This window comes from Alteromonas sp. 4NS20-0143 (assembly GCF_057542855.1).
In genome coordinates, this window is the sequence record NZ_BAAJLR010000007.1 from 63,734 (window position 1) to 89,503 (window position 25,770).

Annotated in this window: 24 protein-coding genes and 2 tRNA genes; 14 read left to right on the top strand and 12 right to left on the bottom strand. The window is 45.7% G+C overall.

All coding sequences use genetic code 11. From position 1 onward, the window contains the following. Positions 1-147 precede the first annotated feature (147 nt). The 4 genes from AC27HD_RS14570 to orn all read right to left on the bottom strand — a co-directional run bounded on the left by AC27HD_RS14570 (position 148) and on the right by orn (position 4,961). Positions 148-3,234, bottom strand: coding sequence for a TonB-dependent receptor domain-containing protein (locus tag AC27HD_RS14570; RefSeq protein ID WP_487106751.1), 3,087 nt, complete (start codon positions 3,232-3,234; stop codon positions 148-150). 646 nt (positions 3,235-3,880) lie between these two features. Continuing rightward, positions 3,881-3,956, bottom strand: a tRNA-Gly gene (locus AC27HD_RS14575). Between the two features lie 284 nt (positions 3,957-4,240). After that, positions 4,241-4,316: transfer RNA gene (locus tag AC27HD_RS14580), tRNA-Gly, on the bottom strand. A 99-nt stretch (positions 4,317-4,415) separates the two neighbouring features. Then, the gene (gene orn / locus AC27HD_RS14585; protein ID WP_032095449.1) at positions 4,416-4,961 is read right to left on the bottom strand and encodes an oligoribonuclease; all 546 of its coding nucleotides are present in this window, start codon (positions 4,959-4,961) and stop codon (positions 4,416-4,418) included. An 86-nt stretch (positions 4,962-5,047) separates the two neighbouring features. Here orn and rsgA point away from each other — a divergent pair, with 86 nt between their 5' ends. The 4 genes from rsgA (at position 5,048) to AC27HD_RS14605 (ending at position 8,695) form a co-directional block, all read left to right on the top strand. Beyond that, the gene (gene rsgA, locus AC27HD_RS14590; RefSeq protein WP_032095450.1) at positions 5,048-6,091 is read left to right on the top strand and encodes a small ribosomal subunit biogenesis GTPase RsgA; all 1,044 of its coding nucleotides are present in this window, start codon (positions 5,048-5,050) and stop codon (positions 6,089-6,091) included. 142 nt (positions 6,092-6,233) lie between these two features. Continuing rightward, entirely contained in the window at positions 6,234-7,112 is an 879-nt protein-coding gene (gene asd, locus AC27HD_RS14595; RefSeq protein ID WP_163106980.1) for an archaetidylserine decarboxylase, read from the top strand. A 3-nt stretch (positions 7,113-7,115) separates the two neighbouring features. Next, the gene (locus tag AC27HD_RS14600) at positions 7,116-7,997 is read left to right on the top strand and encodes a DMT family transporter (RefSeq protein ID WP_032095452.1); all 882 of its coding nucleotides are present in this window, start codon (positions 7,116-7,118) and stop codon (positions 7,995-7,997) included. Positions 7,998-8,005: 8 nt separating this feature from the next. Beyond that, positions 8,006-8,695: a glycerophosphodiester phosphodiesterase gene (locus AC27HD_RS14605; RefSeq protein ID WP_032095453.1), complete on the top strand. Its 690-nt coding sequence runs from the start codon at positions 8,006-8,008 to the stop codon at positions 8,693-8,695. A gap of 60 nt (positions 8,696-8,755) precedes the next feature. On the opposite strand, the gene AC27HD_RS14610 is transcribed toward AC27HD_RS14605, so the two are convergent. The 3 genes from AC27HD_RS14610 to AC27HD_RS14620 all read right to left on the bottom strand — a co-directional run bounded on the left by AC27HD_RS14610 (position 8,756) and on the right by AC27HD_RS14620 (position 11,507). Then, positions 8,756-9,184: a MerC domain-containing protein gene (locus tag AC27HD_RS14610; protein WP_032095454.1), complete on the bottom strand. Its 429-nt coding sequence runs from the start codon at positions 9,182-9,184 to the stop codon at positions 8,756-8,758. Positions 9,185-9,309: 125 nt separating this feature from the next. Further along, positions 9,310-10,110, bottom strand: coding sequence for a divergent polysaccharide deacetylase family protein (locus AC27HD_RS14615; RefSeq protein WP_235207755.1), 801 nt, complete (start codon positions 10,108-10,110; stop codon positions 9,310-9,312). Positions 10,111-10,385: 275 nt separating this feature from the next. Beyond that, positions 10,386-11,507, bottom strand: a complete 1,122-nt coding sequence (locus tag AC27HD_RS14620; protein WP_487106848.1) for a murein hydrolase activator EnvC family protein — start codon at positions 11,505-11,507, stop codon at positions 10,386-10,388. A gap of 354 nt (positions 11,508-11,861) precedes the next feature. On the opposite strand from AC27HD_RS14620, the gene AC27HD_RS14625 reads away from it, so the two are divergent. The 4 genes from AC27HD_RS14625 to gpsA all read left to right on the top strand — a co-directional run bounded on the left by AC27HD_RS14625 (position 11,862) and on the right by gpsA (position 14,203). Further along, the gene (locus AC27HD_RS14625; RefSeq protein ID WP_032095456.1) at positions 11,862-12,287 is read left to right on the top strand and encodes a rhodanese-like domain-containing protein; all 426 of its coding nucleotides are present in this window, start codon (positions 11,862-11,864) and stop codon (positions 12,285-12,287) included. A gap of 13 nt (positions 12,288-12,300) precedes the next feature. Then, complete coding sequence (grxC, locus tag AC27HD_RS14630; protein WP_032095457.1) at positions 12,301-12,561, top strand: glutaredoxin 3; 261 nt, start codon at positions 12,301-12,303, stop codon at positions 12,559-12,561. 62 nt (positions 12,562-12,623) lie between these two features. Beyond that, complete coding sequence (secB, locus tag AC27HD_RS14635) at positions 12,624-13,133, top strand: protein-export chaperone SecB (RefSeq protein WP_032095458.1); 510 nt, start codon at positions 12,624-12,626, stop codon at positions 13,131-13,133. Between the two features lie 86 nt (positions 13,134-13,219). Beyond that, positions 13,220-14,203 carry an NAD(P)H-dependent glycerol-3-phosphate dehydrogenase gene (gene gpsA, locus AC27HD_RS14640; protein ID WP_487106850.1) on the top strand — a complete coding sequence of 328 codons (984 nt, stop codon included), beginning with the start codon at positions 13,220-13,222 and terminating at the stop codon, positions 14,201-14,203. Positions 14,204-14,412: 209 nt separating this feature from the next. Here gpsA and trmL read toward each other — a convergent pair whose 3' ends face one another. The 4 genes from trmL to AC27HD_RS14660 form a co-directional block, all read right to left on the bottom strand. Beyond that, a complete protein-coding gene (gene trmL, locus AC27HD_RS14645) occupies positions 14,413-14,877 on the bottom strand; it encodes a tRNA (uridine(34)/cytosine(34)/5-carboxymethylaminomethyluridine(34)-2'-O)-methyltransferase TrmL (RefSeq protein ID WP_032095459.1) in 465 nt (154 codons plus the stop codon). A gap of 67 nt (positions 14,878-14,944) precedes the next feature. Further along, the gene (locus AC27HD_RS14650; RefSeq protein WP_487106756.1) at positions 14,945-15,910 is read right to left on the bottom strand and encodes an alpha/beta fold hydrolase; all 966 of its coding nucleotides are present in this window, start codon (positions 15,908-15,910) and stop codon (positions 14,945-14,947) included. Positions 15,911-16,037: 127 nt separating this feature from the next. After that, on the bottom strand, positions 16,038-17,387 hold the full coding sequence (locus AC27HD_RS14655) for an ATP-binding protein (protein WP_487106757.1): 1,350 nt from the start codon (positions 17,385-17,387) through the stop codon (positions 16,038-16,040). A 5-nt stretch (positions 17,388-17,392) separates the two neighbouring features. Beyond that, positions 17,393-18,100, bottom strand: a complete 708-nt coding sequence (locus tag AC27HD_RS14660; protein WP_032095462.1) for a response regulator transcription factor — start codon at positions 18,098-18,100, stop codon at positions 17,393-17,395. Positions 18,101-18,358: 258 nt separating this feature from the next. On the opposite strand from AC27HD_RS14660, the gene AC27HD_RS14665 reads away from it, so the two are divergent. After that, positions 18,359-19,216 (top strand): Spy/CpxP family protein refolding chaperone, encoded by an 858-nt coding sequence (locus AC27HD_RS14665; protein ID WP_487106759.1) that lies wholly within the window; start codon positions 18,359-18,361, stop codon positions 19,214-19,216. 185 nt (positions 19,217-19,401) lie between these two features. Here the strand turns inward: AC27HD_RS14665 and AC27HD_RS14670 are convergent, their stop codons facing one another. Next, entirely contained in the window at positions 19,402-19,812 is a 411-nt protein-coding gene (locus tag AC27HD_RS14670) for a methylglyoxal synthase (RefSeq protein ID WP_032095464.1), read from the bottom strand. Between the two features lie 576 nt (positions 19,813-20,388). Here AC27HD_RS14670 and argC point away from each other — a divergent pair. The 5 genes from argC to argH are packed head-to-tail and all read left to right on the top strand — an operon-like array spanning position 20,389 to position 25,761. Continuing rightward, entirely contained in the window at positions 20,389-21,402 is a 1,014-nt protein-coding gene (gene argC, locus AC27HD_RS14675) for an N-acetyl-gamma-glutamyl-phosphate reductase (RefSeq protein WP_487106761.1), read from the top strand. Further along, complete coding sequence (gene argB, locus AC27HD_RS14680) at positions 21,399-22,205, top strand: acetylglutamate kinase (RefSeq protein WP_487106763.1); 807 nt, start codon at positions 21,399-21,401, stop codon at positions 22,203-22,205. Before argC ends, argB begins: the two co-directional genes overlap by 4 nt. Then, positions 22,202-23,113: an ornithine carbamoyltransferase gene (locus AC27HD_RS14685; RefSeq protein ID WP_487106765.1), complete on the top strand. Its 912-nt coding sequence runs from the start codon at positions 22,202-22,204 to the stop codon at positions 23,111-23,113. The genes argB and AC27HD_RS14685 overlap by 4 nt, the downstream gene beginning before the upstream one ends. A 14-nt stretch (positions 23,114-23,127) precedes the next feature. Next, the gene (locus AC27HD_RS14690) at positions 23,128-24,333 is read left to right on the top strand and encodes an argininosuccinate synthase (protein WP_032095468.1); all 1,206 of its coding nucleotides are present in this window, start codon (positions 23,128-23,130) and stop codon (positions 24,331-24,333) included. Between the two features lie 24 nt (positions 24,334-24,357). After that, on the top strand, positions 24,358-25,761 hold the full coding sequence (argH, locus tag AC27HD_RS14695) for an argininosuccinate lyase (RefSeq protein WP_032095469.1): 1,404 nt from the start codon (positions 24,358-24,360) through the stop codon (positions 25,759-25,761). The last annotated feature ends 9 nt before the right edge of the window (positions 25,762-25,770 follow it).

Sequence of the window (25,770 nt, forward strand, 5' to 3'; positions counted from 1 at the left end):
TATGTTAAAAATTGAGCTGGCATCTTGTAACAGCAAGCACTTATCTGGTTAGACCAGTAAGAGTAGCGTTTGATTCGGTTAAAAGCAATGAGACAAAAAAAAGCCCCGCGCACTTTCGTGGCGGGGCTGTTATTCATCTCACCTAGATTACATGTTGTAATTCAAACCAAGGAAGAAGAAACGTCCTCGAGGGCCTGCTGGACGAGAAAGCGTACCTAAATACGGGTCTTCTTCGAACGCATTATTCACACCACCATACACTTCTAGTGAATCGTCGAAGGTATAAGATACAGAAAAGTCGTGAACTAGCGCAGAACCTGTTGATGTAATGCTGACGAAGTCAGGGTTGTTTTCAATATCTTGGTTCTCTAACCCCGGAAGTAGTTGCGAACTTTCATAACGTCCTTGCCATCCGATAACAAAATCGCCAATTAAATAATCGACGTTCATGTTCACAATCCACTCTGGACGGCTAAATGTGCCGAGCACATCAGTCACTTCATCCGGTGCCGATACGTCGCGAACTTCATCATTTTTAAGGAAGTTTGTGCCGTTAAGGGTAAAGTTTAAACGAGAGTCTGTGTCGGTTAATTCTGCTAAATCAAAACCATAATCAACACGGAAATCGATTCCCGAGGTTTCCACTGCTGCCAGGTTGATAAACCCTGAGCGGAAGTTAGAAATAGAACCGTTTGTTGCATTTCGGTCTACCGCATCACAGAACTGGTTGTTGATCGTTGGTGCATCAACACAGTTAGACGCAATATCAAAACCACTTAGGCTATCGATAAGCCCGTCAATCTGGATGTTGTAATAATCTAGCGTAAATACTAGGCCATCAAACAAACCGTCCAGCTCGCCAGCGGGCATCCACACTGTACCTATCGTAATGGTTTCCGCTTCTTCTGGTTCTAGGTCTGGATTACCACCTGTGGTTCCAGCGACGAAGGCCGACAAGAAGTTAGTTGAATCATATGAGCCATCGGCGACGCTATCACCGATTAATGCAATACAGTTTGCTTCGCGGAATTCAGAACCTGCTTCAATAAAGTTTTGGTTACATGGGTCGTCGCCTGCACCCAATGTTGCAGCAAACGTTGGCGCAAATGCTTCGTTTATATTTGGAACACGAACCGCTTCAGAGTAAGTAGTACGCACACTGAAGGTTTCTACAGGAGACCATACTGAACCCACTGTCCACGCATCATGAGTGCCGTATGGGTCGTAGTCTGAACTACGATATGCGGTACGAAGTTCAAGACGCTCGGCGAAATCCATTCCCTCTAATAGTGGAATAGTGGCTTCTACAAAATATTCTGAAACATCGTATTGACCATTTGATGCGTTCGTTGGTCCACTGCGTGAATCTAGTGTGCCAAATGTCAGGCCAGATGCTGAATAAGGGTCTGGTGTAAAATTACTTGTTTCACGACGCCATTCGTAACCTAACGCAAACGATACTGGACCGGCTGGTAGTTCAAATAAATCAGACGAGTTACCTGAAATTACAGCAAGGAAGTTCTCTTGTTCAATTTCGTTTTCCGACGTCGCCGGCTGGAATATAAAAGCCGCAGCCTCGGCGCTTACTGAATCTTTTCCAAACAAGTTAACGGGAACGCACGATCCGTCGCCAGGTTGGAAAGTATTAAAACCAAAGTTGCCATTAACCGTAGGGAATGGTGACGTTGGTGGCAGAGCAGAACCGTCTAAATCTGAACGACACACGGCTTCACCAGTTGTTGGGTCTGTTACCGCATCAATAGCTGCGAAGTAGCGGTCTTCTAAACGAACTCTGGATGTAATATCAGCATCCGTACGACCGTAGTTATAAAATACTTCGTATTCTAATTCGGTATTGGGGATGTAACCGTCGAAGCCAGTGACTATACGGAACGTTTTGCGCTCGGCTTCAGGGTTTGAGGTTGCATTGAAATCTAGAACGTCGCGAGACATTACCAAACTTACGCTTTCTCCCTCGCCATTAAGCTGGTTGATTTGAGCAAGTAGCGCACTAGGTACAAATGGGTTGTCTAAAGAGATTGGAATATCATCGTTAAAGCCGTTTACTTGGTTGGTTTCTTTGGTTTCACTTGAAACAAACTTAGCATCAACAAAAAAGTTTATAAAATCATTTACTTCATAGTTAGACACCGCTTGAACTAACAAACGCTTAGATTCAGGCAGAATTAATTCGCTATCAGGGGAAGCTGGAACGCCGTCACCGCCGCTTGCATCAAAGGCACCTATATACACATCACCTGGGTTATAAGCACGTAAATTACCGTCTTCACCAATTACCTGACAGGTTGGGATCATTTGTGAGCCGATAGTGGCACAACCTGCAGCACCGCCGGAATCAAGTACGTCAACAAATGCACTGCCAGTGAGTGAGATTACACCGCGATCACTTGAGATAGGCAGGCGATAATTAGGCACCCATGTGTTGTCAAAGCGAGCATCTACACCAAAAGCTTCCTGAGTAGCCGCTGAGTTAGCGACTTGAGAGAATAAACCTGAACCAGCAAAGTCTCTGTCGCGAGCAAATACGGGGCTGGTTTCTTGATATTCAATGGCAAAAACAAGGTCACCGCGATCGCTGGTAAAGCCGTTTGCTAATGATAAGAAGAATTCATTGGCATCGCCATCATCAGTAACACCGGTTTGTGTACGAACTTCTAAGCCATCAAACGACGCGCCGTCGCGCATATTGAAGTTAACAACACCGGTAACCGCATCGGCGCCGTATACCGCTGACGCACCACCCGTTAATACCTCTACATTGCGAAGCAGTGCAGTAGAAAGAGCATTAACGTCAACTGAGCCTGTTCCTTCAATACCGGAAACGTGGCGGCGGCCATTTTCCATGACTAGAGTTCTTTCACTACCTAGGTTACGTAAGTCTAATAAACTTGCACCTAGTGGCGTACCGCTGAACGCTGAAAATGAGCCAGGAAGTGAAGCCTGTAGCTGTGGAGACTCACGCAACATGGCACCAAGGTCGATTTGACCTGAGGTTTTAATGTCGCCCGCGTTAATTGCAAGGACTGGACTTGCGGCACTTAATGATGAATCTTGCGCAACACGAGAACCGGTTACCACTACTTTTTCGACTTCCCGTTCTTTAACTTCAGTCTCTTCCTGAGCCTGAACTGCTCCTGCACTTACGGCCAATGCCGACGATACGGCAAATGCTAGTACAGAAATGTTATTGCGCTTTGATAAATCAAAAGCCATGTGTGTTTCTCCGAATATTTTCTTGTCTGTTTAAGCCACTATTCTTAGTGATAGCTACCGGCAGTAAGACTGATTATGCGTACCTCTACAATGAGCAACATTAAGGTGCTCACGTGGGGTACTATTTTTTTGGTATTTTTTGTCTGGTATTTTTTTCTGGTTTTACCCAGAAATTTATATTTATAGACTTTTAACATTTATGTTTTAGCAAGCACTGTGCCCAGTATATGTTCACTTTTGCACTGCGACAGCTCATAAAGGCTGGGGATTATGCATACTTATTTATAAAAATCTATTTAATATGCAAATGATCAAGCAAGAAAACCATCGACCGCACTATTTTTGTGCAATTAAGTGCGTTTAAGCTATTTTAAATCGGCATTAAGTAGAGATGGAGTGCAGAGAAAACGCGAAGAATAGCGAACACCGTATTTTTAGCGCACCAATAAAAGACAAGTCACGATGCATATTGATGCAATCAGTATGAATGCACTAATCATTAACTTATGAAAATGTGGCAAACAGGCTGGTGCGGGAAACAGATTTGAACTCGTTGCGAAACAATGGCCGACGCTCGGTCGCGGGTCCACAAGGGTCGCATAGAATAGGATTGCAAATATAAAAATATGATTTGAGGTGTAAAAATTGGAGCGGGAAACGAGATTCGAACTCGCGACCCCGACCTTGGCAAGGTCGTGCTCTACCAACTGAGCTATTCCCGCATAGAGTCGATGCTGATGCATCTTTTGGTACTTACTAAAAGTAAGTTAGATTTGAATTTGGAGCGGGAAACGAGATTTGCCAACTGGCCGACACTCGGTCGCGGGCCCACAAGGGGTCGCGCTTTTCGCACTCACTAACTGCCGTTTTAATTCGTTAGTTAGATTTGAATTTGGAGCGGGAAACGAGATTTGCCAACTGGCCGACACTCGGTCGCGGGCCCACAAGGGGTCGCGCTTTTCGCACTCACTAACTGCCGTTTTAATTCGTTAGTTAGATTTGAATTTGGAGCGGGAAACGAGATTCGAACTCGCGACCCCGACCTTGGCAAGGTCGTGCTCTACCAACTGAGCTATTCCCGCAACAAAGGGCACTTCGTTTGAAGTGGTGCGCATTTTACAAAAATTTTGGGGTAACGCAACCTTTTATTCCACTTTTTTAGTACCTTTGCCCTTGAGTGCTTAAATCGTAAACACTTTCTCTCTGTAATAGCGCATCTCTTCGATAGACTCGCGAATATCGTCGAGTGCAAGGTGAACGCCTTTTTTGTCAAAACCAGATAATATTTCAGGCTTCCAACGACGAGTTAGCTCTTTAATTGTACTTACATCAATACTGCGGTAGTGAAAGTAGTCTTCGAGTTCTGGCATATATTTCACCATAAAGCGTCTGTCTTGCCCTATAGTGTTTCCGCATAGTGGCGATTTGCCAGCATCAACCCACTGCTGCAAAAACGCGATAGTTTGCTCAGCAGCTTCGCTCTCGCTCACTGTACTTTCCCGACAACGCTTTGTTAAGCCGCTTTCGCCGTGCACTCGCGTGCACCACTCGTCCATGGTATCTAACACGCTATCACTTTGATGAACGGCAATAACAGGTCCTTCGGCAAGGATGTTTAACTGTGCGTCAGTCACAATGGTAGCAATCTCCATTACCACACACGTTTCGGGATCTAACCCTGTCATCTCCATGTCTATCCAAACAAGGTTACTGTTATCTTTACTCATATCATTCCTCTATGCGTTACAGACATGGCAACCATGCCCTACAAACGTTATTATTGTATTAGTATACGTGAAACTAGAAAATAATCGTGGCGAAAAAACCAAAACTTACTCAAAGACAAAAGCGTCAAGTTGCAACTAACCGTAGCAAACGCTTACAAGAAAAACACGCGAACTCATCATCCTCAACACCGGATGAGAGCGCACTGCTGAGCGGCACCGTCGTGGGTCGATTTGGCAAGCATGCTGATGTAGAGGACACTAGCGGCACTATTTCACGTTGTCACATTCGCCGCACGGTGGAATCTGTGGTGTGTGGAGACAAAGTCTTTTTTAGTAAAGGTGATACCACTGACACCGGCGTAAACGGTGTTATTGAAATTGTCAAAGACAGACACTCTGTACTTACCCGTCCCGACTTTTATGACGGCGTAAAACCCATCGCCGCGAACATAGATAGAATCATCGTAGTGAGTGCTATTCTGCCCTCGCTTTCAACCAATATCATTGACCGCTATCTTGTTGCCTGTGAAGACATAGGCATAACACCGCTGATAGTGATTAATAAGGTTGAGCTACTTAGCGACGAAGAACGAACTGCGGTAGCAAATCAGCTTACCACCTATGAAAAACTGGGTTATGAAGTGCTCTACACCAGCTGTGCAACTGGCGAAGGCATCGAAGCGCTTAACGACTACTTGAATAATAGTATAAGCGTATTTGTTGGCCAGTCTGGCGTGGGCAAGTCGAGCCTAATTAATCAGGTATTGCCTGACGCGGATGAACTCACGGGCGAAATTTCAAATAACTCTGGGTTAGGTCAGCACACCACCACAACAGCAAAACTGCTACACCTTCCTGCGGGAGGAGACTTAATAGACTCTCCCGGCGTGCGAGAGTTTGGGCTTTGGCATATTCCCAGCGAGCGTATCACTTGGGGTTTTATTGAATTTAGAGATTACCTTGGCGGATGTAAGTTTAGAGACTGTAAGCATCTTAACGACCCTGGGTGTTTAATTAAAAAAGCGGTCGAAGAAAACGAAATTAGCAAAGAACGCTTTGATAGTTATCATCGAATTTTAGTCTCGATGGAAGAAAATAGGCCGAGCCACAGTCAGCCTCCGGGGGCTTAAAAAGCCCTAGCGTAAAAACCTTTAGTCGCGTACTTATATCGACTTGGAAGCATCCATAATCTTTAAGTAGTTTGTCGTTGCGCAACATAAGGTACAATCTCACCCGTTGAAAGGGCCTTGTTAGAAAAATGGAGAATTTTTAGTGTTAGATTGGCTTAAAGTTAATTTACAGTACGTAACCCCAAAGCACCTCATATCACGCTTAGTGGGAAAGCTTGCTGAAGCAGAAATGGGCAGCGTAACCACATCGTTAATCAAGCTTTTTATAAAGCAGTACAACGTGGATATGTCAGAAGCCTTACACGAAGACCCTTCTCATTATCGAAGCTTTAATGCTTTTTTCACGCGCCCTTTAAAACCTGAGGCTCGCACCATCGACGACAACGACGATGTGCTAATCCATGCTGTAGATGGAACCGTCAGTCAGTTTGGCGATATTGAAAGCGACAGTATCTTTCAAGCTAAAGGACACGACTTTAGCTTAACCACGTTACTAGGTGGCAAGCCGGATATCGCCGCGCCTTACAAAAACGGCAAGTTTGCAACTATCTACTTAGCGCCGCGCGACTACCATCGTATTCATATGCCTGTTGAAGGCACCCTAACAGATATGATTTATGTTCCTGGCGAACTGTTTTCAGTTAATCCACTGACCGCAGAAAACATACCTGGATTATTCGCTCGCAACGAGCGGGTCGTCGCTATTTTTGATACGCCTGTAGGCAAAATGGCAATGGTACTTGTTGGTGCCACCATTGTGGCCAGTATTGAGACGGTCTGGGCGGGCACGGTTACACCACCAGCGGGGCAAAATGTGCAGCACTGGACTTACGAGCAAGACAGTGAGGCTGCCGTTAAGTTAGAAAAAGGTGCCGAATTAGGCCGCTTCAAACTGGGTTCTACTATTGTGGTGTGTTTCGAGAAAGACACCATAGATTTTGAAGATCTTGTGCCGGGTATGGTCACCCGTCTCGGTGAGCCAATGGCAGCAAAACGCAGTGCCGATACCACTGACACTTAATTTATGGATGCTGTTAAAAAAAGCCTGATATCGCTGCATTTTACTGTTGTTCTGCTTGGTGGTACGGCGCTTTTTTCTCGTCTTATCCCGTTAAGTGCTAGCGATATCACGCTTATACGCTCTGTTTTTGCATGTATCGCCCTATTTGCATTTCTAACCTTAACGAAAGACAAACTATCACTTCGTTCTCGCCGTGATTACCTTATTGCTATCGGACTAGGCGTGCTTATGGCACTGCATTGGATTTCATATTTTGCGGCCATGCAGTACGCTGGCGTATCGGTAGGAATGATTGCCCTTTTTACTTTTCCTGTTATCACCGTGCTCATTGAGCCATTTTTCGAAAAAACAGGATTGGTATGGCAAGACATTGTGTCGGCCCTCACTGTTATTGTAGGCGTTTATCTTATTGTGCCCGAGTCTTCGCTGGAAAATGAAGTCACGCTTGGCGTATTGATCGGCATTGGCTCGGCTATTTTGTACGCGTTTAGAAATATTATTCATCGCAAGCATTTCAAGCAGTATAGCGGTGCAAAAGCCATGGCCTGGCAAACACTAGTGATCATTGCGGTGCTGCTGCCAACCATAAGTAGCAGCATTGGCGAAGCAACAACCCGCGATTGGCTCATGCTATTGCTATTAGGTACTGTTTTTACTGCGCTGCCACACGCCCTTATTGCTGCAACTTTACGCCATTTGCGCGCAAAAACCTTTTCTCTCATCGCTTGCATGCAGCCCCTATACGGCGTCGCACTTGCTATCATTGTGCTTGATGAAAGCCCAACGTTTCGCACCCTCATTGGCGGTATTCTTATTACATCGGCATCGGTTTACGAAACGCTAAATACACACAAACTCCATCAATCAAACGTACAAGATGAGTAGGAATAGCCATGCGTATTTTTGCCCACAGAGGTGCCAGTAAAGCCGCTCCCGAAAATACACTCAAAGCCTTTCATTTGGCTTTTGAGCAGGGTACTGATGGCATTGAGTTTGATACTTATCAACACGACAGCGGCATTATTGTTTTTCACGACAGACTGCTGCTTCGACGAGCCCGTACTCCTGGTTATTTATTAGATACGCCGTGGTCTACCTTGCGCCACTTAGATATTGGTGAAGGTGAGTGCATTCCTACGTTGGACAGCACCCTAGCTACGGTACCTAAAGGGCGCTGGTGCAATATTGAAATAAAGCATCTTCAGTGTATCGACACCTGGGTAACTCAAACTAAACAGGCCATCGCACAAAGTGCGGTTGCAGAAGAGCAGGTGCTTATATCGTCATTTAACCACCATTGGCTTGCTGGTATTGTCGCTCGGTGGCCCGAGGTAAAAATAGGTGCATTAACCGCAAGCTACGAACTGGACTGCACAGCAAGTGCAAGAGCACTTAACGCTTACTCTGTGAACATTGCATTAGATGCAGTAGAAAAAGACTTTGTGGAAGAAGTACGCTCTAAAGGCTTTGAAGTGTATGTGTACACGGTGGATGAACCAAGAGATATGCAGCAATTAGCCGCGTGGGGAGTAACAGGTATATTTACCAACGTACCGAATAAAGCCATAGAGGTTTTAAGGTAAGTTGGAGATACTGAAGTAGACTAGAAAGCTTGAGGTAGATTCAAAATTTGCGAAATCTGACTACTTTGCCTCTGTCGATAAGTGATTCGACAATACAGAGTTTTTGCAGCACTTACATTGACGGCAAAGACGCATGTTTACCCAATGCCCCGCTACAATCAAAAATGCCCCCGTCGCTATAGTGAAGGGCTCGTAGGACTCGCCAAATATATCTTTATTCCAATAAATTACGCCGCCGGTTAACAGCAACGCAAGTGGATAATACCGACCGTGATAACGGGTTGCACCGCTAATGAGGGCTACTGCGCCAACCAATAAAGAAAATGACAAGATGGTGCGCTCGAACCACACCTGGGCAAAAAAGGTTGAGCCAATTAATGGCAGCAGAGGAATAAGTACTGGCAGCGCAAGGCAATGCAGCGCACATAGACCAGACACCCAAATGCCTAATTTGTCTAATTTCGCTGGATTGTCATCAAGAGGAGCCATGGATACCTTACATTAAAACGTGTCAGAGACGTTATAATATAACAAATTGGGAGAAATGAAAAATTTCTTCGCATTAAACTTTATATCGAATTCGCGCAGTTTATGTCCGATTGCACTCTATCGTGCTACTCGTTTGGAGAGGATGCGCCGCTATCGGTGGAATAAGTGGCGAGCAACGGGTCGCTTTGCTCGTCTTCTGCGAAATAATCTGCAATGGATAACAGGTTGAATCCCTCAGATTCTAAAGAAGGTAACTGCTGCTTTAAAAAGGCGATGGTTTCAGGGTGGGGATGACCGATAACAACCACATAGCCTTTGGCTTTTGCTATATCTTTCATTCTCTTAAATTGGTGTTCGAAAAATGCCGTGTTGCGCTGATGATCTAAAAAAATCTGGCGGCTGGCATTTGGCACCCCCACCCGTTCAGCAACTTCTTGAGCTTTGGTTAAGACGGTTGTCCTGCTGTCTACAAAAAACAAACCTTGGCGCTTAATTTCTTCCATAAGCGCTTTCATTGAGTCTTCTTGCCCGGTAAAGGCGCTCCCCATGTGGTTATTTACCCCAATTGCATTAGGAACACTTTTGATGGCTTTTCGCAATGTGTGGGTAATGGCACCAGGAAACATATCTGTACTCAAACCTAGGGGCCCCATGGACTTGTGATTTGTGGCTTGCATCGGCATATGCAACATCACAGGGCGACCTTCATTTTCAGCGCGTTGGGCAATGCTTTTTGACAGCGGCGTTTGCGGAAGAATAGAAAACGCCACCTCTTTAGGAAGTGAAAATGCGGCCACGTCAGTAGGTCTGTAGCCAAGGTCATCGAGAATAACAATGATATTAGGCTTTGCAAAAGCAGATAAGCTTGTGAGGCTACTAACAGCAGCACTCATCGCTATAGTTACGCTAATTAAAAAACGACGCACGTGCACCTAACAATATCCATTTATTTATTATTATTTGTTCCTGGTATTTACCAGCGCTTATTTTTAACACCAAGTCAGCTAATCAAAGTGCTAAGAGGTGTTGACCTAGCATACCAAGTAATGAATTTGACACAACACGCCGTGCAGCCTAGCTACTCGATACATGGGCACTCAATACACGGCCTTGATAAATAGCTACTTAATACACGGTCACTTAATACACAGCCACTCAATACCTGGCTATTTAATACACGGCCACTCAATACAAACCCTAGCTAGTTTATAAAAATCGTCGGGTTAACCGCTTTGCCTTTATGACGAATTTCAAAGTAGAGGTTCGGAAACTCTTGCCCCCCGCTTCGCCCTACCAAAGCGATACGCTCTCCCCTTCGCACCTCATCACCCGCCTGCTTTAAAAGCGCTTGATTGTGCCCATACACACTCATGTAGCCGTCACCGTGGTCGACAATAGAGACCAACCCAAAACCGCGTAGCCAGTCAGCATACAGCACCTTACCCTGTGCAATACTATTTACCGGGTCGCCCTCTGCGCCATCAATGACAATGCCTTTCCATCGTACCTGCCCCTGTCTTCTGTTTCCAAACAGCTTGCGTATGCGACCTTTCACTGGCGAATCGAGCTGACCTTTTAGCTTGGCTAATCCGTCTAGCGTAATTGTCGCTTCTCTTGCCGCTCGCTCTGCCGCAATGCGCGCTTTTTCGATAGCATCCACTAAGGCTTTTTCGTTTGCTTGCAGGGAAGCAATTCGTTGGCTTTCTGACGCAATCGTTTGATTGAGCTTATTCAATGTGGCTTTGCGATCGTTCTGGCGAGTCAGCAAGATAGCCCGCTGATTTTCTTGCTCATCTTGAAGGCGCGCTAACGATTCTGCTTTTTCAATCAATTCCGCGTTAACTGCTTCTAAGCGAGCCACATTATCTCTAAACGTTTCTATCTCTTTTTGACGTGCTTTCGCAACATACTTGTAATAGGTAATGACGCGTTCGAAGGACTTTGCGTCTTCTTGATAAAACAGCATTTTTGCATAGTCGTAGTGCCCTGCCATAAAGGCGCTTTTAAGCTGACTGGCAAGTAACGACTGTTGCTGACGAATCGCAGTTTTCAATTCGCTCTGCTCTTTTTGGAGTGCCTGTTGCTCGTCTTTTATCTTATCTAAAGACTGCTTGGTGCTACTCAATGCTTTTGCGACCTTGGCGATTTCAAGCTCAGACTGCTTAAGCACACCCTCAAGCTCCTCTGCACTTGCTTTATTATTTTTAAGCACTTGCTGCCTAGCGACTAATTCGGCCTGTAGTTGTGCCAACTGCTCTTTTTGTTGTGCTTGTCCAGATTTTTGGTCAGAGTCCTGACTGCACGCAAGGGGCGAAACAAGCATTAGCAAGCAAAAAGACAGCAGAGAAAGCGCGGTTCTTAAAAACATAAAAGCGGTGAAGATATCCTGTTAACAAGCATGGCAGTGTATAAATTTGAAATAATGAACGCATCGAGCATCTAAAATAACGAACCTTAACTAAAATAGCGCGCATTTAACGACAAAGCGCGGGTATTCGTTCCAAAATCAGTGTATCTGAGGCTTTGCCATAATCCCAGTTCAATTTCGCCGTAATATCAACCATCTGAAGCAAATGGGAATGCTGATGCGAGCTACTGCTAACGGCAGGCTGGTTTCTCGCCGATTTTTCTATATACTTTGCACTCTTTTCAAGGTCTGTAGACAGGGTTAGCAGTAATGGATCAACTAATTGAATTTGCCAGCAACAATATTGTTCTTGCTGGTGTGTGGGTGGCGTTAGTGGCAATGTTGATATTTAGTTATGTCAGCGGGCTCACCTCGTCGGTAAAAGAATTAAGCACCCATGAAGCAACGCTTTTAATCAATAAAGAAGACGCGGTGATATTTGATACTCGTCCCGCAAAAGACTTTAAAACCGGACACATACTCGGTGCTAGACAAATAAAACCAGAAGAGCTTCGCGAGAAAAACTTCAAGAAGCTTGAAAACAGCAAAGACAAACCCATTATCGTAGTATGCGCTATGGGTAATCAGGCTCGTGGTACAGCAAGTGCGATGCAAAAAGACGGCTTCGCAAATGTGAATGTATTGAAAGGCGGTATGAATGCATGGCAAAGCGCCAGCCTTCCCGTTTCAAAATAATAGGTAACCTTTTATGAGCAACGTTGAACTTTACACCAAGGGCCACTGCCCATATTGCCATCGTGCAAAAGCACTACTCACGCAAAAAGGTGTGGAATTTACTGAATATCCCATCGACGTGCAGCCTGAATTGCGCGACGTTATGATTGAGCGTGCCAACGGTGGCTGGACAGTACCGCAGATTTTTATCAATGATCAGCACGTTGGCGGCTGTGACGAGATGATGGCTTTAGAAGCCGCGAGTAAACTCGACCCAATGCTGGGTTTAGCATAAAGCGTCAGCACGACAGCAACGCTCTAAATTTAAAATAAAACAACAAATAAATAGGAACTATCATGGCTGACGAAAATCAGACAAATAACGGCGAGGCTGCAGGCGAACAGGCTCAGCAGGGACCACAGTTTAATATTCAACGCATTTACACCAAAGATATTTCTTTTGAATCACCCAATGCGCCGGCTATCTACACAAAAGAGTGGAAGCCTGAAATTAAGCTGGATATCGACACTAGCACAAACAAGCTAGAAGAGAACGTATACGAAGTGGTACTTTCGGTTACCGTTACTGCGTCTCTTGGCGAAGAAACAGCGTTCCTTTGTGAAGTTCAGCAAGCAGGTATCTTTGCTATTGGCGAAATGCCAGATCAGAACAAAGCACATACTCTTGGTTCGTTCTGCCCGAATATGCTTTTCCCTTATGCGCGTGAAACCATCTCTAACTTGGTTAACCGCGGGACTTTCCCTCCGCTTAACCTTGCACCTGTAAACTTTGATGCAATTTTTGCAGCTTATGTGCAAAAACGTGCGCAACAAGCACAGGGCCAAGCGCCTAAGATGGACGCGTAAATAACGTGAACACTAAGACGGCTTGTGAACCTTCGGTTTCTACTGCGTCTACCTCGGTACCTTCTACCTCGGTACCATCTACCTCGGTGTTGGGAGCAGGGTCTTACGGCACTGCTCTTGCTTTTTGTCTTGCCAGAAATGGTAATCCAACACTGTTGTGGGGGCGGGACGAAAAGCATATACAAGCACTCGCAGAGTCTCGAGAAAATGCTCGATACTTACCAGGAGCAACGTTTCCTGATGCGCTGCAGGTAGATGCTGATTTAGAAAACGTTTTGGCAGCGAGCGCAGACATATTAGTCGTGGTTCCAAGCCATGCTTTTGCGGCTATGCTGACAAGCTTAAAGCCCTTGCTAAAACCTCATCACAGAGTTATTTGGGCGACAAAAGGTCTTGAACCAAAAACAGGGCGTTTGTTGCGAGAAGTAGCAGAAGAGATTTTAGGTCTTGATTACCCTCTAGCGGTACTATCCGGCCCAACCTTCGCCAAAGAAATGGTAGCGGGGTTGCCCACTGCTATATCGCTGTCTTCTACTGACGATACTTTCGCTGATGAATTTTCGGCAAAGCTTCACTGTGCAAAATCATTCAGAGTGTATAAAAACTCAGATTTTACCGGCGTACAGCTTGGTGGTGCAGTGAAAAACGTTATCGCGATTGGTGCGGGATTGGCCGACGGTTTAGGCTTTGGTGCAAATGCTCGTACTGCGCTGATAACCCGTGGTCTTGCCGAACTAACCCGCTTAGGCGTAAAGCTTGGCTCCAACCCTGAAACCTTTATGGGCATGGCTGGACTTGGCGACTTAGTGCTTACTTGCACAGATAATCAGTCTCGAAACCGCCGCTTTGGCTTGGCACTAGGTCAAGGTAAATCCGTTGACGTTGCCATAGAAGAAATTGGGCAAGTGGTTGAAGGTTACAGAAATACCGAAGAAGTGCATATATTGTCGAACAAGGTGGGTGTAGAAATGCCGATTTGTGAGCAAATTTATGCCGTTCTGTATCACGATAAAAACCCTAAAGAGGCCGCTTTAGCGCTCTTAGGACGCGACCTTCGAACTGAAGGCTAGTCGCTTTCAGTGACTGAAACTTCGTTTGCCCAAGCATTGTAAAAGCGCAAATGTAACACTAAAAAAAGCGCAGCGTTTTATCACGCTGCGCTTTTTTTTATGCTTTAAGAAGGTAGTCAGCGTGAGGGAGTCTCAACGCGAAATGGCCTCAACGCAAAATGATCTCTACGCGAAACGGTTTCAATGCGAAAGGCTTTTAGTGCTAAAGGCTATCTTGCTCCTTCGTATCCCATTTGACGCCAGCTCTCATAAACAAACACAGACACGGCATTAGATAGGTTCATACTGCGACTGTCTGGCAGCATAGGAATTCTTACTCGCTGCCCTTCAGGAAGAGACTGAATAAATTCATCAGGTAGTCCTCTCGTCTCAGGGCCAAATATTAACGCATCACCTTTTTTATAGCTGACATCGCTATGAAAGGCTTTTCCTTTTGTGGTGCATGCAAAAATTCGCGTGGGTTTTGCATCTTCAATGTAGGCGTCCAAATTTGCATGTCGTGTCACATGGGCAAACTCGTGATAATCGAGGCCAGCCCGTCGTACTCGTTTATCGTCCCATTCAAAGCCAAGCGGCTCAATGAGGTGTAGCGCGAAACCACTATTGGCGCATAAACGAATAATGTTACCTGTATTAGGTGGAATTTCAGGTTGGTAAAGTACAATATCAAACATGCTGTGAGTTCTACTTACTGCTATAAAGTTAAGGGCATTAGAATGAGTTGCAACACTTTCATTGCGTTTAGCTAGAAAGGTAATCACATAGTCGATTTAGCACGGGCTCGCGTATGGAGTCCGACTCGGTAAATAACTCGTGATAGGCCCTGGGTATGACTTCTAACTCTGCATTTGGCATTTTCTTTGCCACTCGGCGCTGACGAGTATTATCAATAATGCTGTCACCATCGGCACTAAAAATTATCATAGGTGTAGTGACGGCCCTAGCACTATCTTCTATTCGGTGCATAGCTTCATGTGCAGCAGCTAGCCATTCTGTGGTCACGCCGCCCAGTTGTATTTCTTGCTCTTCATCATACAGCGAACGAAATAGCGCATAGCGGGATTTGCTGTGAGTGAGTTTATTCAATGAATAGGGAAATGCGATGTAAGGCGTTTGGCCAAAAAAGTACCCCGACTGCTGCTTTCTCATTCTATTTACAGCAAGGCCAGTACGAATGAGTCCGTTGGCCACCCAGTCAGGCAAGGCTGGCTTGATACCAAACATAGGCGAAGCCAATACGGCTTTGTCAAATAAAGTAGGCACCCGTAGCAGAGTAAGGGCACCAATTGCTCCACCCATAGAGTGACACACAAGCTGTAACTCGCCACACTGTTTTGGCTTTACTATTTCTTTAACGAAGGTGATCAGGTCGTCCACATAATCATCGAAGCTGCTTACATAGCCATGCTGAGGGTCGTGAGTCAGCCTATCGGACAGCCCTTGCCCTCTATGATCAAGAATGAAGACAGCAAACCCATTTTGGTATAGGTCAAAAATAAGCTCTTTATACTTTAAGTAAGACTCAATTCTGCCAGAACTGATCACCACCGTGGAACGCGGACTCTTTGGAATACAAAACGCGTACCGAACACTGAAACCTTCTTGGCCTTTAAAAGCCCCTTCAGTGACGTGCTCTTGCCAGAATGGGTTTATTGCCGTAGCAAACGTCGTCGCCAGATCATTTTCAGACGTGAACGTCCATTCCATGTGTTTTGCCTTGTTATAAAGTTGTTATATCGAAATGATACCTAAAAACCTAGGTACTTTACCAACATACTCACAAAGTTTTATTTATTTAATAGCAGATCAACACCCCCTAGGGTAACTCCATGAACTACCGGGGAAAGGATAAAGTCACCTTTAACCCTTTATCACTTTGAGGTTCAGCGCAGATAACTCCGTTATGTAACTCTACAGCGGCCTTGGCAATAGAGAGTCCAAGCCCAACTCCGCCAGACTCACGCTCTCGGGCTAGAGATGCTCGATAGAACGGAGAAAATATTTGCTCGCACTCTTTTTGTGACAAACCATCACCATCATCTGAAATAGAGATATGCCACTGTGTATCGTCATGCTCAAAAGCAACCGAAGTAAGTGCTTTACTGTGGCGAATAGCATTTCGTATCACGTTTTCCACCGCCCTGCAGAGCATGTTGCTATCAACCTCAACGGTTATTTGTGGTACTTGTGCAATACGCAGCTGCTTATTTTTATTTTGTGCCTCAAAGTTAGCGTCAGTAAATACATCGTTGAGCACTTCGGTTAGGGACTGCTTAGTAAGCGACACATGACCAGCCTCAACACGACTTAGCGTAAGTAGCTGTGCCACCAAGGCTTCCATGCGTTCAGCTTCTCGCTCAACTCGGCTTAACGTGTCAGGGTCTACGTTTTGTTGATACGCCAGTCCTAATGCCATTTGTAGCCTAGCCAGTGGCGACCTCAACTCATGAGATACATCAGCTAAGAGGCGCTTCTGTGAGCCCCACATGGCTTGTAATCGTGCTGCCATTGTATTGAAGTCTCGGGCTAGCTCACCTAATTCATCATGGCGATTCGATGCAAAGCCTACTCGCGTATCCCACTGCCCGCTGGCAAGCTTCTTGGCAGAACTTTGTATATCAAGAATGGGGGAAGTTAACGAGCGTGCAAACAACCAACTCAGTATGGTAGTGGTAAGGATGGCGATAAAAAACAGCAATAAAAACGATGGCTTATTTTCCTGAGCCCGATCAAACTTTGCTGAGAAGAGCGCATAACGCTCTTCATCATGGTTAAAAAACACAGGCCCAGAAAACTTTACGGCTCCGCGTTTAATTGCAATGGCAGACTCTTGCCCAATTAAATTTTGCAGCGCCCGAACATCAACATCTCGAAGGGGCGGCCCGGAAGGCGCAATGACTTGTTTGCTGTTGGTATTCACAGCGATTAAACGCCACCGTCTTTCTCGCTCGAAGCGGTTAAGCAGTTTAACGAGAGGCACTTGCTGCGCATTGTTACGCTGAATTCGCGAGACAGAAACGGACAGTGCGCGCACATCCTGGGGTTTAATATCAACAACTTCTAACTCTTCGAAGAAAAACCGTGTCCCCACAACGGCCAGCGCTGCTGTCACAAGAAATGTAGCCCAAAACCACAAAAAAATGCGCCCCATAATTTTGCGTGTGGGATTTAACTTTTTAAACATCTGCATTACTCCGGCAGCAGCATATAACCCACACCGCGCAGGGTTTTTATCTTATCACCAGGCGCCACTGCAGAAATTTTCTTGCGTAAATTACTCACATGCATATCGATACTTCTATCAAAAGCTTGTAAGGGCTTGCCCAGTACTTTTAGGCTAATTTGCTCTTTTGTAACCCGTTGTGCGGCATTCAGCATTAGAAGCCTGAGCACCATAAACTCCGTGGTTGTCAGCTCTAGCGCTATATCGCTCACCTTAACCTGCTGACTACTAGGGCTAAGAAAGATGTCATTAATAAGAAGGTCTTGCTCTGTGCCGCCGCCACCGGCAGACAAGGTGTAGCGCCGCACTATGGCTTTAATTCGCGCTACTAGCTCTCTGTGGTTAAAGGGCTTTGGCAAATAATCATCGGCTCCCAATTCAAGACCTAAGATCCTGTCGTAGTCATCACCGCGAGCCGTCAACATAAGCACTGGTGTAGTATGGCTAGCGCGAAGTTTTTGGAGCACGTCGAAACCGTCCATTTTTGGCATCATTACATCGAGAAGAATAAGGTCGTAATGATGGCCGGATATTGCTTCAGACAATCCGGCTTCACCGTCGTTTTTCACGTTAACGCTATATCCCATACCAGAGAGATAAGTCGACAACATATCTGTTAGTTCAATGTCATCATCGATGACTAATACAGACTGTAGATGGAACTCCTTGTTCATGAAAACACACTCACCTTTCTATGATTTATTCCCATACCCGCTGTGCCCATTGGTTGAAACTGCACGCTGCTAAGCAATGCTATTACTGGACTGCACAGCGTCTATATAACTTCTATATAATTTCTATATAGCTACTATATCGCTTCCACTCTTTCTAGTCTTGATATCGTATCGCCTTTACACAAGCTTTACAGTTTGCTGACTGTATAGCTAGACGATTGGTACTAATCTATCAGTGTCAATTAAAAGGAGACGAAAATGAAACGATTACTTATTACCACCGCAATTGTAGCGACTGTAGGTATCAGTGGTTTTGCTTATGCCAAGCATCACGACACAGAAATGCGTCACCATCAATCAGCGAAATTTTCAGTTAAACAGATGGTTAAACAGCTTCGCGGCCTTTCTCTTAGTGAAGTACAAAAAAGTGAAATTAAAGCGCTAGTCACTCAATTTAAAGAAGCCAACTCTAATGAAACCAAGGGCTATTCAAGAGAAGAGCGCAGGAATGCTGACTCAACGCCAAGAGTAGACTTGGCCACAGCGACGGACGCTGAAATTACTGAGATGGTGACACAGCGTGTTGCAAAGCAATCGTCGAAGCAGCTTGTTTTTGCAACATTACGCCATGATGTGTTTGCCGTGTTAACCACAGAGCAGCAAGCAGAACTCGATGAGCGCCACTCTAAGTTTGAAGAGAAGCGTGAACGCAAACATGAACGCAGAGAGCAGGCAATGCAGTCGCACAAAGATAGCAGAGGCGACAAACAGCAGCGTGGAAAAAGAGAGATGAAACAGTTTGCTGGCCTGTCTTTGTCTGATGAACAAAAGGCCGAGATTGCGCAATTGATTGATTCACAGAAAGAGAGTGCACTATCTCATCGCGAAACAGTGAAAACATTCAAACAGGCACAGCGCGATTTAGTGAGAAGTGATGCGTTCTCTGAGGATGCTTTTATCGCCCTTAGCGCGAAGTATGAAGATGACCTTATCGCTGCTGGCGTTGAAAAGGTTAAATTCAGAAGTACATTAATGGCCGTGCTTACCGACGAGCAACAAGAAGAGCTTAAAAGCAGGAAAAGAGAAATGCGAGGGTTGATGGATCTAATTAAGTAGGGCTCTTACCTAGTTAGCACTTAATCTTAATAGCCCTTAATTTTAATAGCATCGATACCATTTATCGTTGATTCAAAGCCGAGACATTACTCTCGGCTTTTTGTTTTGGCCCGCGTTCTTTTGGGTTTGATGCTCTGGGCCAGTAAGAATTAGGGCAATGATTCTACGCCAATTCGTCTCAACGTTTAAAAGTGGGGCTTAACTGGCTTATATTCTGGCGACAAAAATAGCGGTGACGTCACAACTAAATCGGCGGTTGCCGGTGTGCACGCCACAGGTACGTTCCATACAGAACACAAGCGCAGCAGCGCTTTAACATCGGGGTCGTGAGGAGCGGCATTTAACGGGTCCCAGAAAAAGAATAAGGCATCTAACTTATTTTCAGCAATCAGTGCCCCAATTTGCTGGTCACCACCTAACGGGCCGCTTTTAAAGCGCTGTACCGGAAGTCCAATTTCATCAGCAACCAGCCCCCCTGTTGTTCCAGTGGCGACAAGATTGCACTGTTCTAATATCTTTTTATGCTGATTCGCCCACGCTAACAACTCAGGTTTTTTGTGGTCGTGGGCAACTAGGGCCAAAGTAAGCTTGCTCATTGCTGAATGTGCCTTTTTATGTGTAAACCAATAAATACGATTATGACAACCAATAATAATAACCAATTATGACAACAGGGAAAGTGTACAACGTCTTACGCTGTTTACATAGCCATCCTCGCCAAAACGGCATGTATAAATATTCAATATCAGCGAAGTCCGTGTCAAATTTATGTAACAGATACTAATGTACTATATTAGTTAACGAATATATCACAGCAAAAAGCGATAAAGACCACTCAATTTAAAATATTTATACATTAATATTGCATATAAATTCAGAATTGATAGACTTATCCACGGTCAAAACAGTCGTCCATTGTGAGGATGACACGATACAGGAACGCATAATGACAACATCGATTTACGCTGCTGAATTTAATAGCAACGTAACCATGTTTACCACTCCCCTGGCTAGCTACACTTTGCATAGTGTGCGACGACGCTCGCGTTCATCTATGCTGTTGCAGTAGCACACTTTTTACCTTTGTAATGTGGTAGCGGTTAGGCAATAGAGTCCAATCAGTTTACAAAGGTAAAAAGTGATTTTTTTTCTTTATTCAAAATAGACTTATTATGTATAACGTATCAATTATTGGTGCCAGTGGTTACACCGGGGCACAGCTTGTAGAGTTAGTTCAACAGCATCCTGCATTGACGCTGTCTGGAACCTATGTGTCATCGAACAGCGCCGATGCCAATAAACCCATTGGCGAGCTTCACGGAAAGTTAGCTCACGTTGATGCAACACTTATCCCCATTAGCGACAGCATTTTAGAGTCGTTAGCGCATGACGTTGACTTTATATTCTTAGCAACGCCTCATGAAGCAAGCCACGACTGGATGCCAGTGCTTACCTCAGGCTCAGCAAAAGTACTCGATCTGTCTGGCGCATTTAGGCTAAAAGACACTGAGGTATTCGAGGCGTTTTATGGTTTTCCTCACATGCAGCAAGAAAGTTTAGACAATGCGGTTTATGGACTGGCTGAGTGGTATTCCTCGTCTATTGAGCAAGCCAAAATTATTGCTGTACCGGGCTGCTACCCCACCGCCAGCCTAAGTGCACTTAAGCCGCTAGGTGAAAACAACTTGTTAGATAACGCTGTTCGCCCCGTCATTAATGCGGTGTCCGGTGTCTCTGGAGCCGGTAGAAAAGCAAGCCTTACCACCAGCTTTTTCGAAGTTAGCCTGCATGCCTATGGTGTTTTAGGCCACCGCCATACGCCGGAAATTGAGGCATACCTAGGCACCCCCGTTATCTTCACCCCTCATCTAGGTAATTTTAAACGCGGGATCTTAGCTACGGTAACGGTGAAATTAAAATCAGGTGTCACTCAAGAGCAACTTGATGAAGCCTATAAAGCTGCCTATGCTGATAAGCCTATTGTTCGTTTGCGCAGCAGCTTCCCTAAAATAGATGATGTAGCGCACACGCCATTTATTGACCTTTACTGGAAGCTTGATGAGTCATCAGGTTATGCCGTTGTCACATCAGCAATTGATAACGTTATGAAAGGCGCAGCATCGCAGGCCATTCAATGCGTAAACATTATGACTAAACAGCCAATAGAAACAGGGTTAGTACTATGAGCCGTTCCCCCATTGTCATAAAGGTAGGTGGCGCGTTACTCGATGACGCCGCTGCGATGACCCGGTTATTTTTAAGCGTTAAAGAAGTACAAAAAAGCCGTCCTGTAGTGGTTGTGCATGGTGGTGGGCCATTGGTAGAAACCTTAATGGCGAGCTTAGGACTTAAGAGTACTAAGATAGATGGGCTAAGGGTAACCCCAGATGAACATATGCCTTACATTTGTGGTGCGCTAGCGGGCTCGGCAAACAAACAGCTTTGTGCTGCGGCAATAGCGTCGGGATTAACGCCCGTGGGCTTATCACTACTTGATGGAAACATGGTAGTTTGTGAACCACTGGCAGACAAATACGGTGCCGTTGGTACGCCTGCCACTGCCGACGCTAGCTTTTTAAAAAGCGTATTAGCCCAGTCAGTGCTGCCGGTTATCAGCTCTATTGGCTCAAGCGCACAAGGCAGATTGCTCAACATCAACGCCGACCAAGCAGCAACGGTAATTGCTGAATTACTGGATGCCGAACTATTGCTGCTTTCCAACGTTGATGGCGTGCTCGATGGCAACAAAGCGCTTATTGGCGAGTTAGACGCAACGCGCATAGAAGAATACTCTGCTGCGGGCGTTATTATTGATGGCATGAAGGTAAAGGTCGACGCAGCTCTTCAGTCAGCAAACACTCTATCGCGTGCGGTCTATATTGCCAGCTGGACTGCAGATATCACTGACATACTTAATAAAAACACGGGTACACAAATTATACCCTGCGAGACCTCGTCACTAAATGGCGTCTTGGGAGACAACGAATGAAACAGGATTTATTAACATTTGCCAACTGGACCCCAGAGGCAATGGAAGCATTACTTAAACTTGCGGTTGAAATAAAGCAAGCACCGGCAAGTTATAGCAATGTGCTAAAAGGAAAGTCGATTGTTGCGCTATTTGAAAAACCGTCTCTGCGCACACGCGTGAGCTTTGATATTGGTATTAACAAGCTTGGCGGCCACATGGTGTATCTTGATGTACAATCGGGCAAGCTGGCCGGTCGTGAAGACTCGGTAGATACCGCAGCAAACCTTTCGTGCTGGGCGGATGCCATTGTTGCTCGCGTATTTTCTCACTCGACATTAGAGACCTATGCTGAAGCGGCAAATGTACCTGTGGTTAACGCATTGTGCGATAAATACCACCCGTGCCAAGGCTTGGCCGACTACCTCACCATGTTCGAGCGTTTTGGTAAAACCACAGGTTTGACTATGACCTATATCGGCGATGGCAACAACGTAACCCATTCGCTATTGATTGTTGGTGCCCTGTTAGGTTGCAACCAAGTTGTGATTACCCCGAAAGGTCACGAAGCAGATGCCAACATTGTCGCTCATGCAAAAGCGTTAGCTGAGAAGACCGGCGCAACCATTGTTGAAAGTAACGAGTTAGAAGCCGCAAATGGTACCGATGTCATCTATACCGACACTTGGCTTTCAATGGGTGATGACACTCCGCTTGAAACTATTAAGGCAACGTTTATGCCGTATCAAGTGAACGAAGCGCTAATGGAGGCATCGGGTGCAAGCTGTGTAATGCACTGCCAGCCGGCCCATCGTGACTTAGAAATTACTGGCTCACTGATTGATAGTGACAAGTCGCTATTAATGCAGCAAGCCGAAAACAGAATGCATGGCCAAAACGCCATCCTTACTCAATTACTCAGTGCCTAAGAGGAACTACTTAGATGCAAAACGTTAAAAAAATCGTGTTGGCCTACTCCGGCGGGCTTGATACCTCAGCTATCATTCCATGGCTTAAAGAAAACTATGACTGTGAAGTAGTGGCGTTTGCCGCTGATGTAGGTCAAGGGGATGAAGAGCTTGAAGGCCTTCATGAAAAAGCGATCGCTTCAGGTGCTAGCGAGTGCCACATCATCGATTTGAAAGAAGAGTTCGTTAACGACTACATCTTTCCAACAATTACCACAGGCGCTGTATATGAAGGCGAGTATCTATTAGGTACTTCAATGGCCCGCCCGGTTATCGCAAAAGCGCAAGTAGAAGTGGCAAGAAAAGTAGGTGCTGATGCACTGTGTCACGGCTGTACCGGTAAAGGTAATGACCAAGTACGCTTTGAAAGTACCTTTGCGGCACTAGCACCAGATTTAACGGTTATCGCACCATGGCGTGAGTGGGATATGGTAAGCCGTGAAGACTTATTGGCCTATTTGGCCGAGCGCAACATTGCCACTACGGCCTCAGCAACAAAGATATACAGCCGTGACGCCAACGCATGGCATATTTCTCACGAAGGCGGTGAGCTTGAAGATCCATGGCAAGAGCCGACGAAAGAAGTCTGGACTATGACGGTAGACCCAGAAGATGCGCCAAACACACCAGAGCGCATAAATTTGTCATTTAACGAAGGTAGACTCACTCACATTGACGGCGAAGCATTATCGCCATATCAAGCGTTAGTGAAGCTAAACACGGTTGCGGCGGCACACGGCGTGGGTCGTATCGATATTGTTGAAAACCGTTTAGTGGGCATGAAGTCTCGTGGCTGTTATGAAACTCCTGGCGGCACAGTGCTGCTAAAAGCATACAAAGCACTTGAGACAATGGTACTTGATAAAGCAGCGCTTAAATACCGCGAGCAAATTGGCTTAGAGTTTTCCCACGTTATGTATGACGGACGTTGGTTTACTGCGCTAAACGATTCACTGCTTGCTGGTGCGGCATCCTTCGCGAAAAAAGTGACGGGTGATATCGTGGTTAAACTTTATAAAGGTCAGGCAACTGTAACCCAGCGTCGCTCGCCTAACAGCTTGTATTCTGAAGACTTCGCCACATTTGGCGCCGATGATGTATACGACCAAAAACACGCTGAAGGATTTATCCGTTTATTCAGCCTGTCTAGTCGTATTGAAGCATTAAAAAACCAAGGCTAATCACAAAGGTTAAAGGAGTATCACATGGCGTTGTGGGGTGGCCGGTTTGAATCCGGTGCAAGTAGTATGTTTAAGCAGGTTAACGACTCTTTACCGTTTGACCGTGTTATGGCGAGCCAAGATATACAAGGCTCAATAAGTTGGTCGCGCGCGCTGCAAAAAGCGGGCGTGCTCACTGTTGACGAACAGCAGCAGCTAGAAGCAGCACTGAGCGAGCTTAAAGCGCAAGCTGATGCCGGCGAGTTAGATTTTGATGCCTCTAGCGAAGAAGATATTCACAGCTTTGTAGAAGCTGCGCTTATCGAAAAGCTGGGTGATATTGGCAGAAAACTACACACGGGTAGAAGTCGCAATGACCAAGTTGCCACTGATTTCAGGCTATGGGTTCGCGAACATATTGCTTCACTTCGCAGCGACGTTCTTGGCGTCATTAAATCGCTGCTAAACGCTGCAAGTCGCCATCAGGAAGCTATCATTCCTGGTTATACCCACTTACAGCGCGCTCAACCTATTCACTTTGCACATTGGTGCTTGGCATACGTTGAAATGCTAAAGCGCGATCTGAGTCGACTTGATGACCTAAAAGCAAGAATGAACCAGTGTCCACTGGGCTCTGGTGCATTAGCTGGTACAACATTCCCTGTTGACCGCCATGCCATTGCCGATGAGTTAGGGTTTGATTCTCCTTGCCTAAACAGCTTAGATGCAGTTTCAGATCGCGACTTCGTGCTTGAGCTTTTATTCACCGCAAGCACAAGCATGATGCACTTATCTCGCCTGGCTGAAGATATGATTTTTTACAACTCTGGCGAAGCTGGCTTTCTTCAGCTAGGTGATAGCGTGACATCGGGCTCTTCACTTATGCCTCAGAAGAAAAACCCGGATGCACTAGAGTTAATGCGCGGGAAATGCGGCCGAGTCTTCGGTTCACTACAAGCTCTGCTAGTCACCATGAAAGGGCTGCCTCTTGCGTACAACAAAGATATGCAGGAAGACAAAGAAGGTGCTATTGACGCTGTCAATCAATGGCATATTTGTTTGTGCATCGCCAGTGAAGTGCTCGACTCGTTGCAACTAAACGAGGAGCGCTGCCGCGTTGCTGCAGCGCAAGGGTATTCCAATGCCACTGAACTTGCTGACTACTTGGTGGGCAAAGGCATTCCGTTTAGAACCGGTCACGATATTGCAGGTCGCGTGGTGCTGCAGGCTATTGATAGTGGCTGTGCCATTGAAGATTTGCCCCTTAGCCAGCTGCAGTCTATTTGCGACAAGATTGAAGACGATGTGTATCCGGTGCTGCAGCTTGAGTTTGGCGTTAATCAACGAAATATACTTGGCGGAACCAGTAAAGAAACAGTGACTAAAGCGCTGTATCAAGAACTGGAAAGCTTGGATCAAGAGCTGGAAAGCTTAGATAAACAAGGGTAGCGGTAGGGA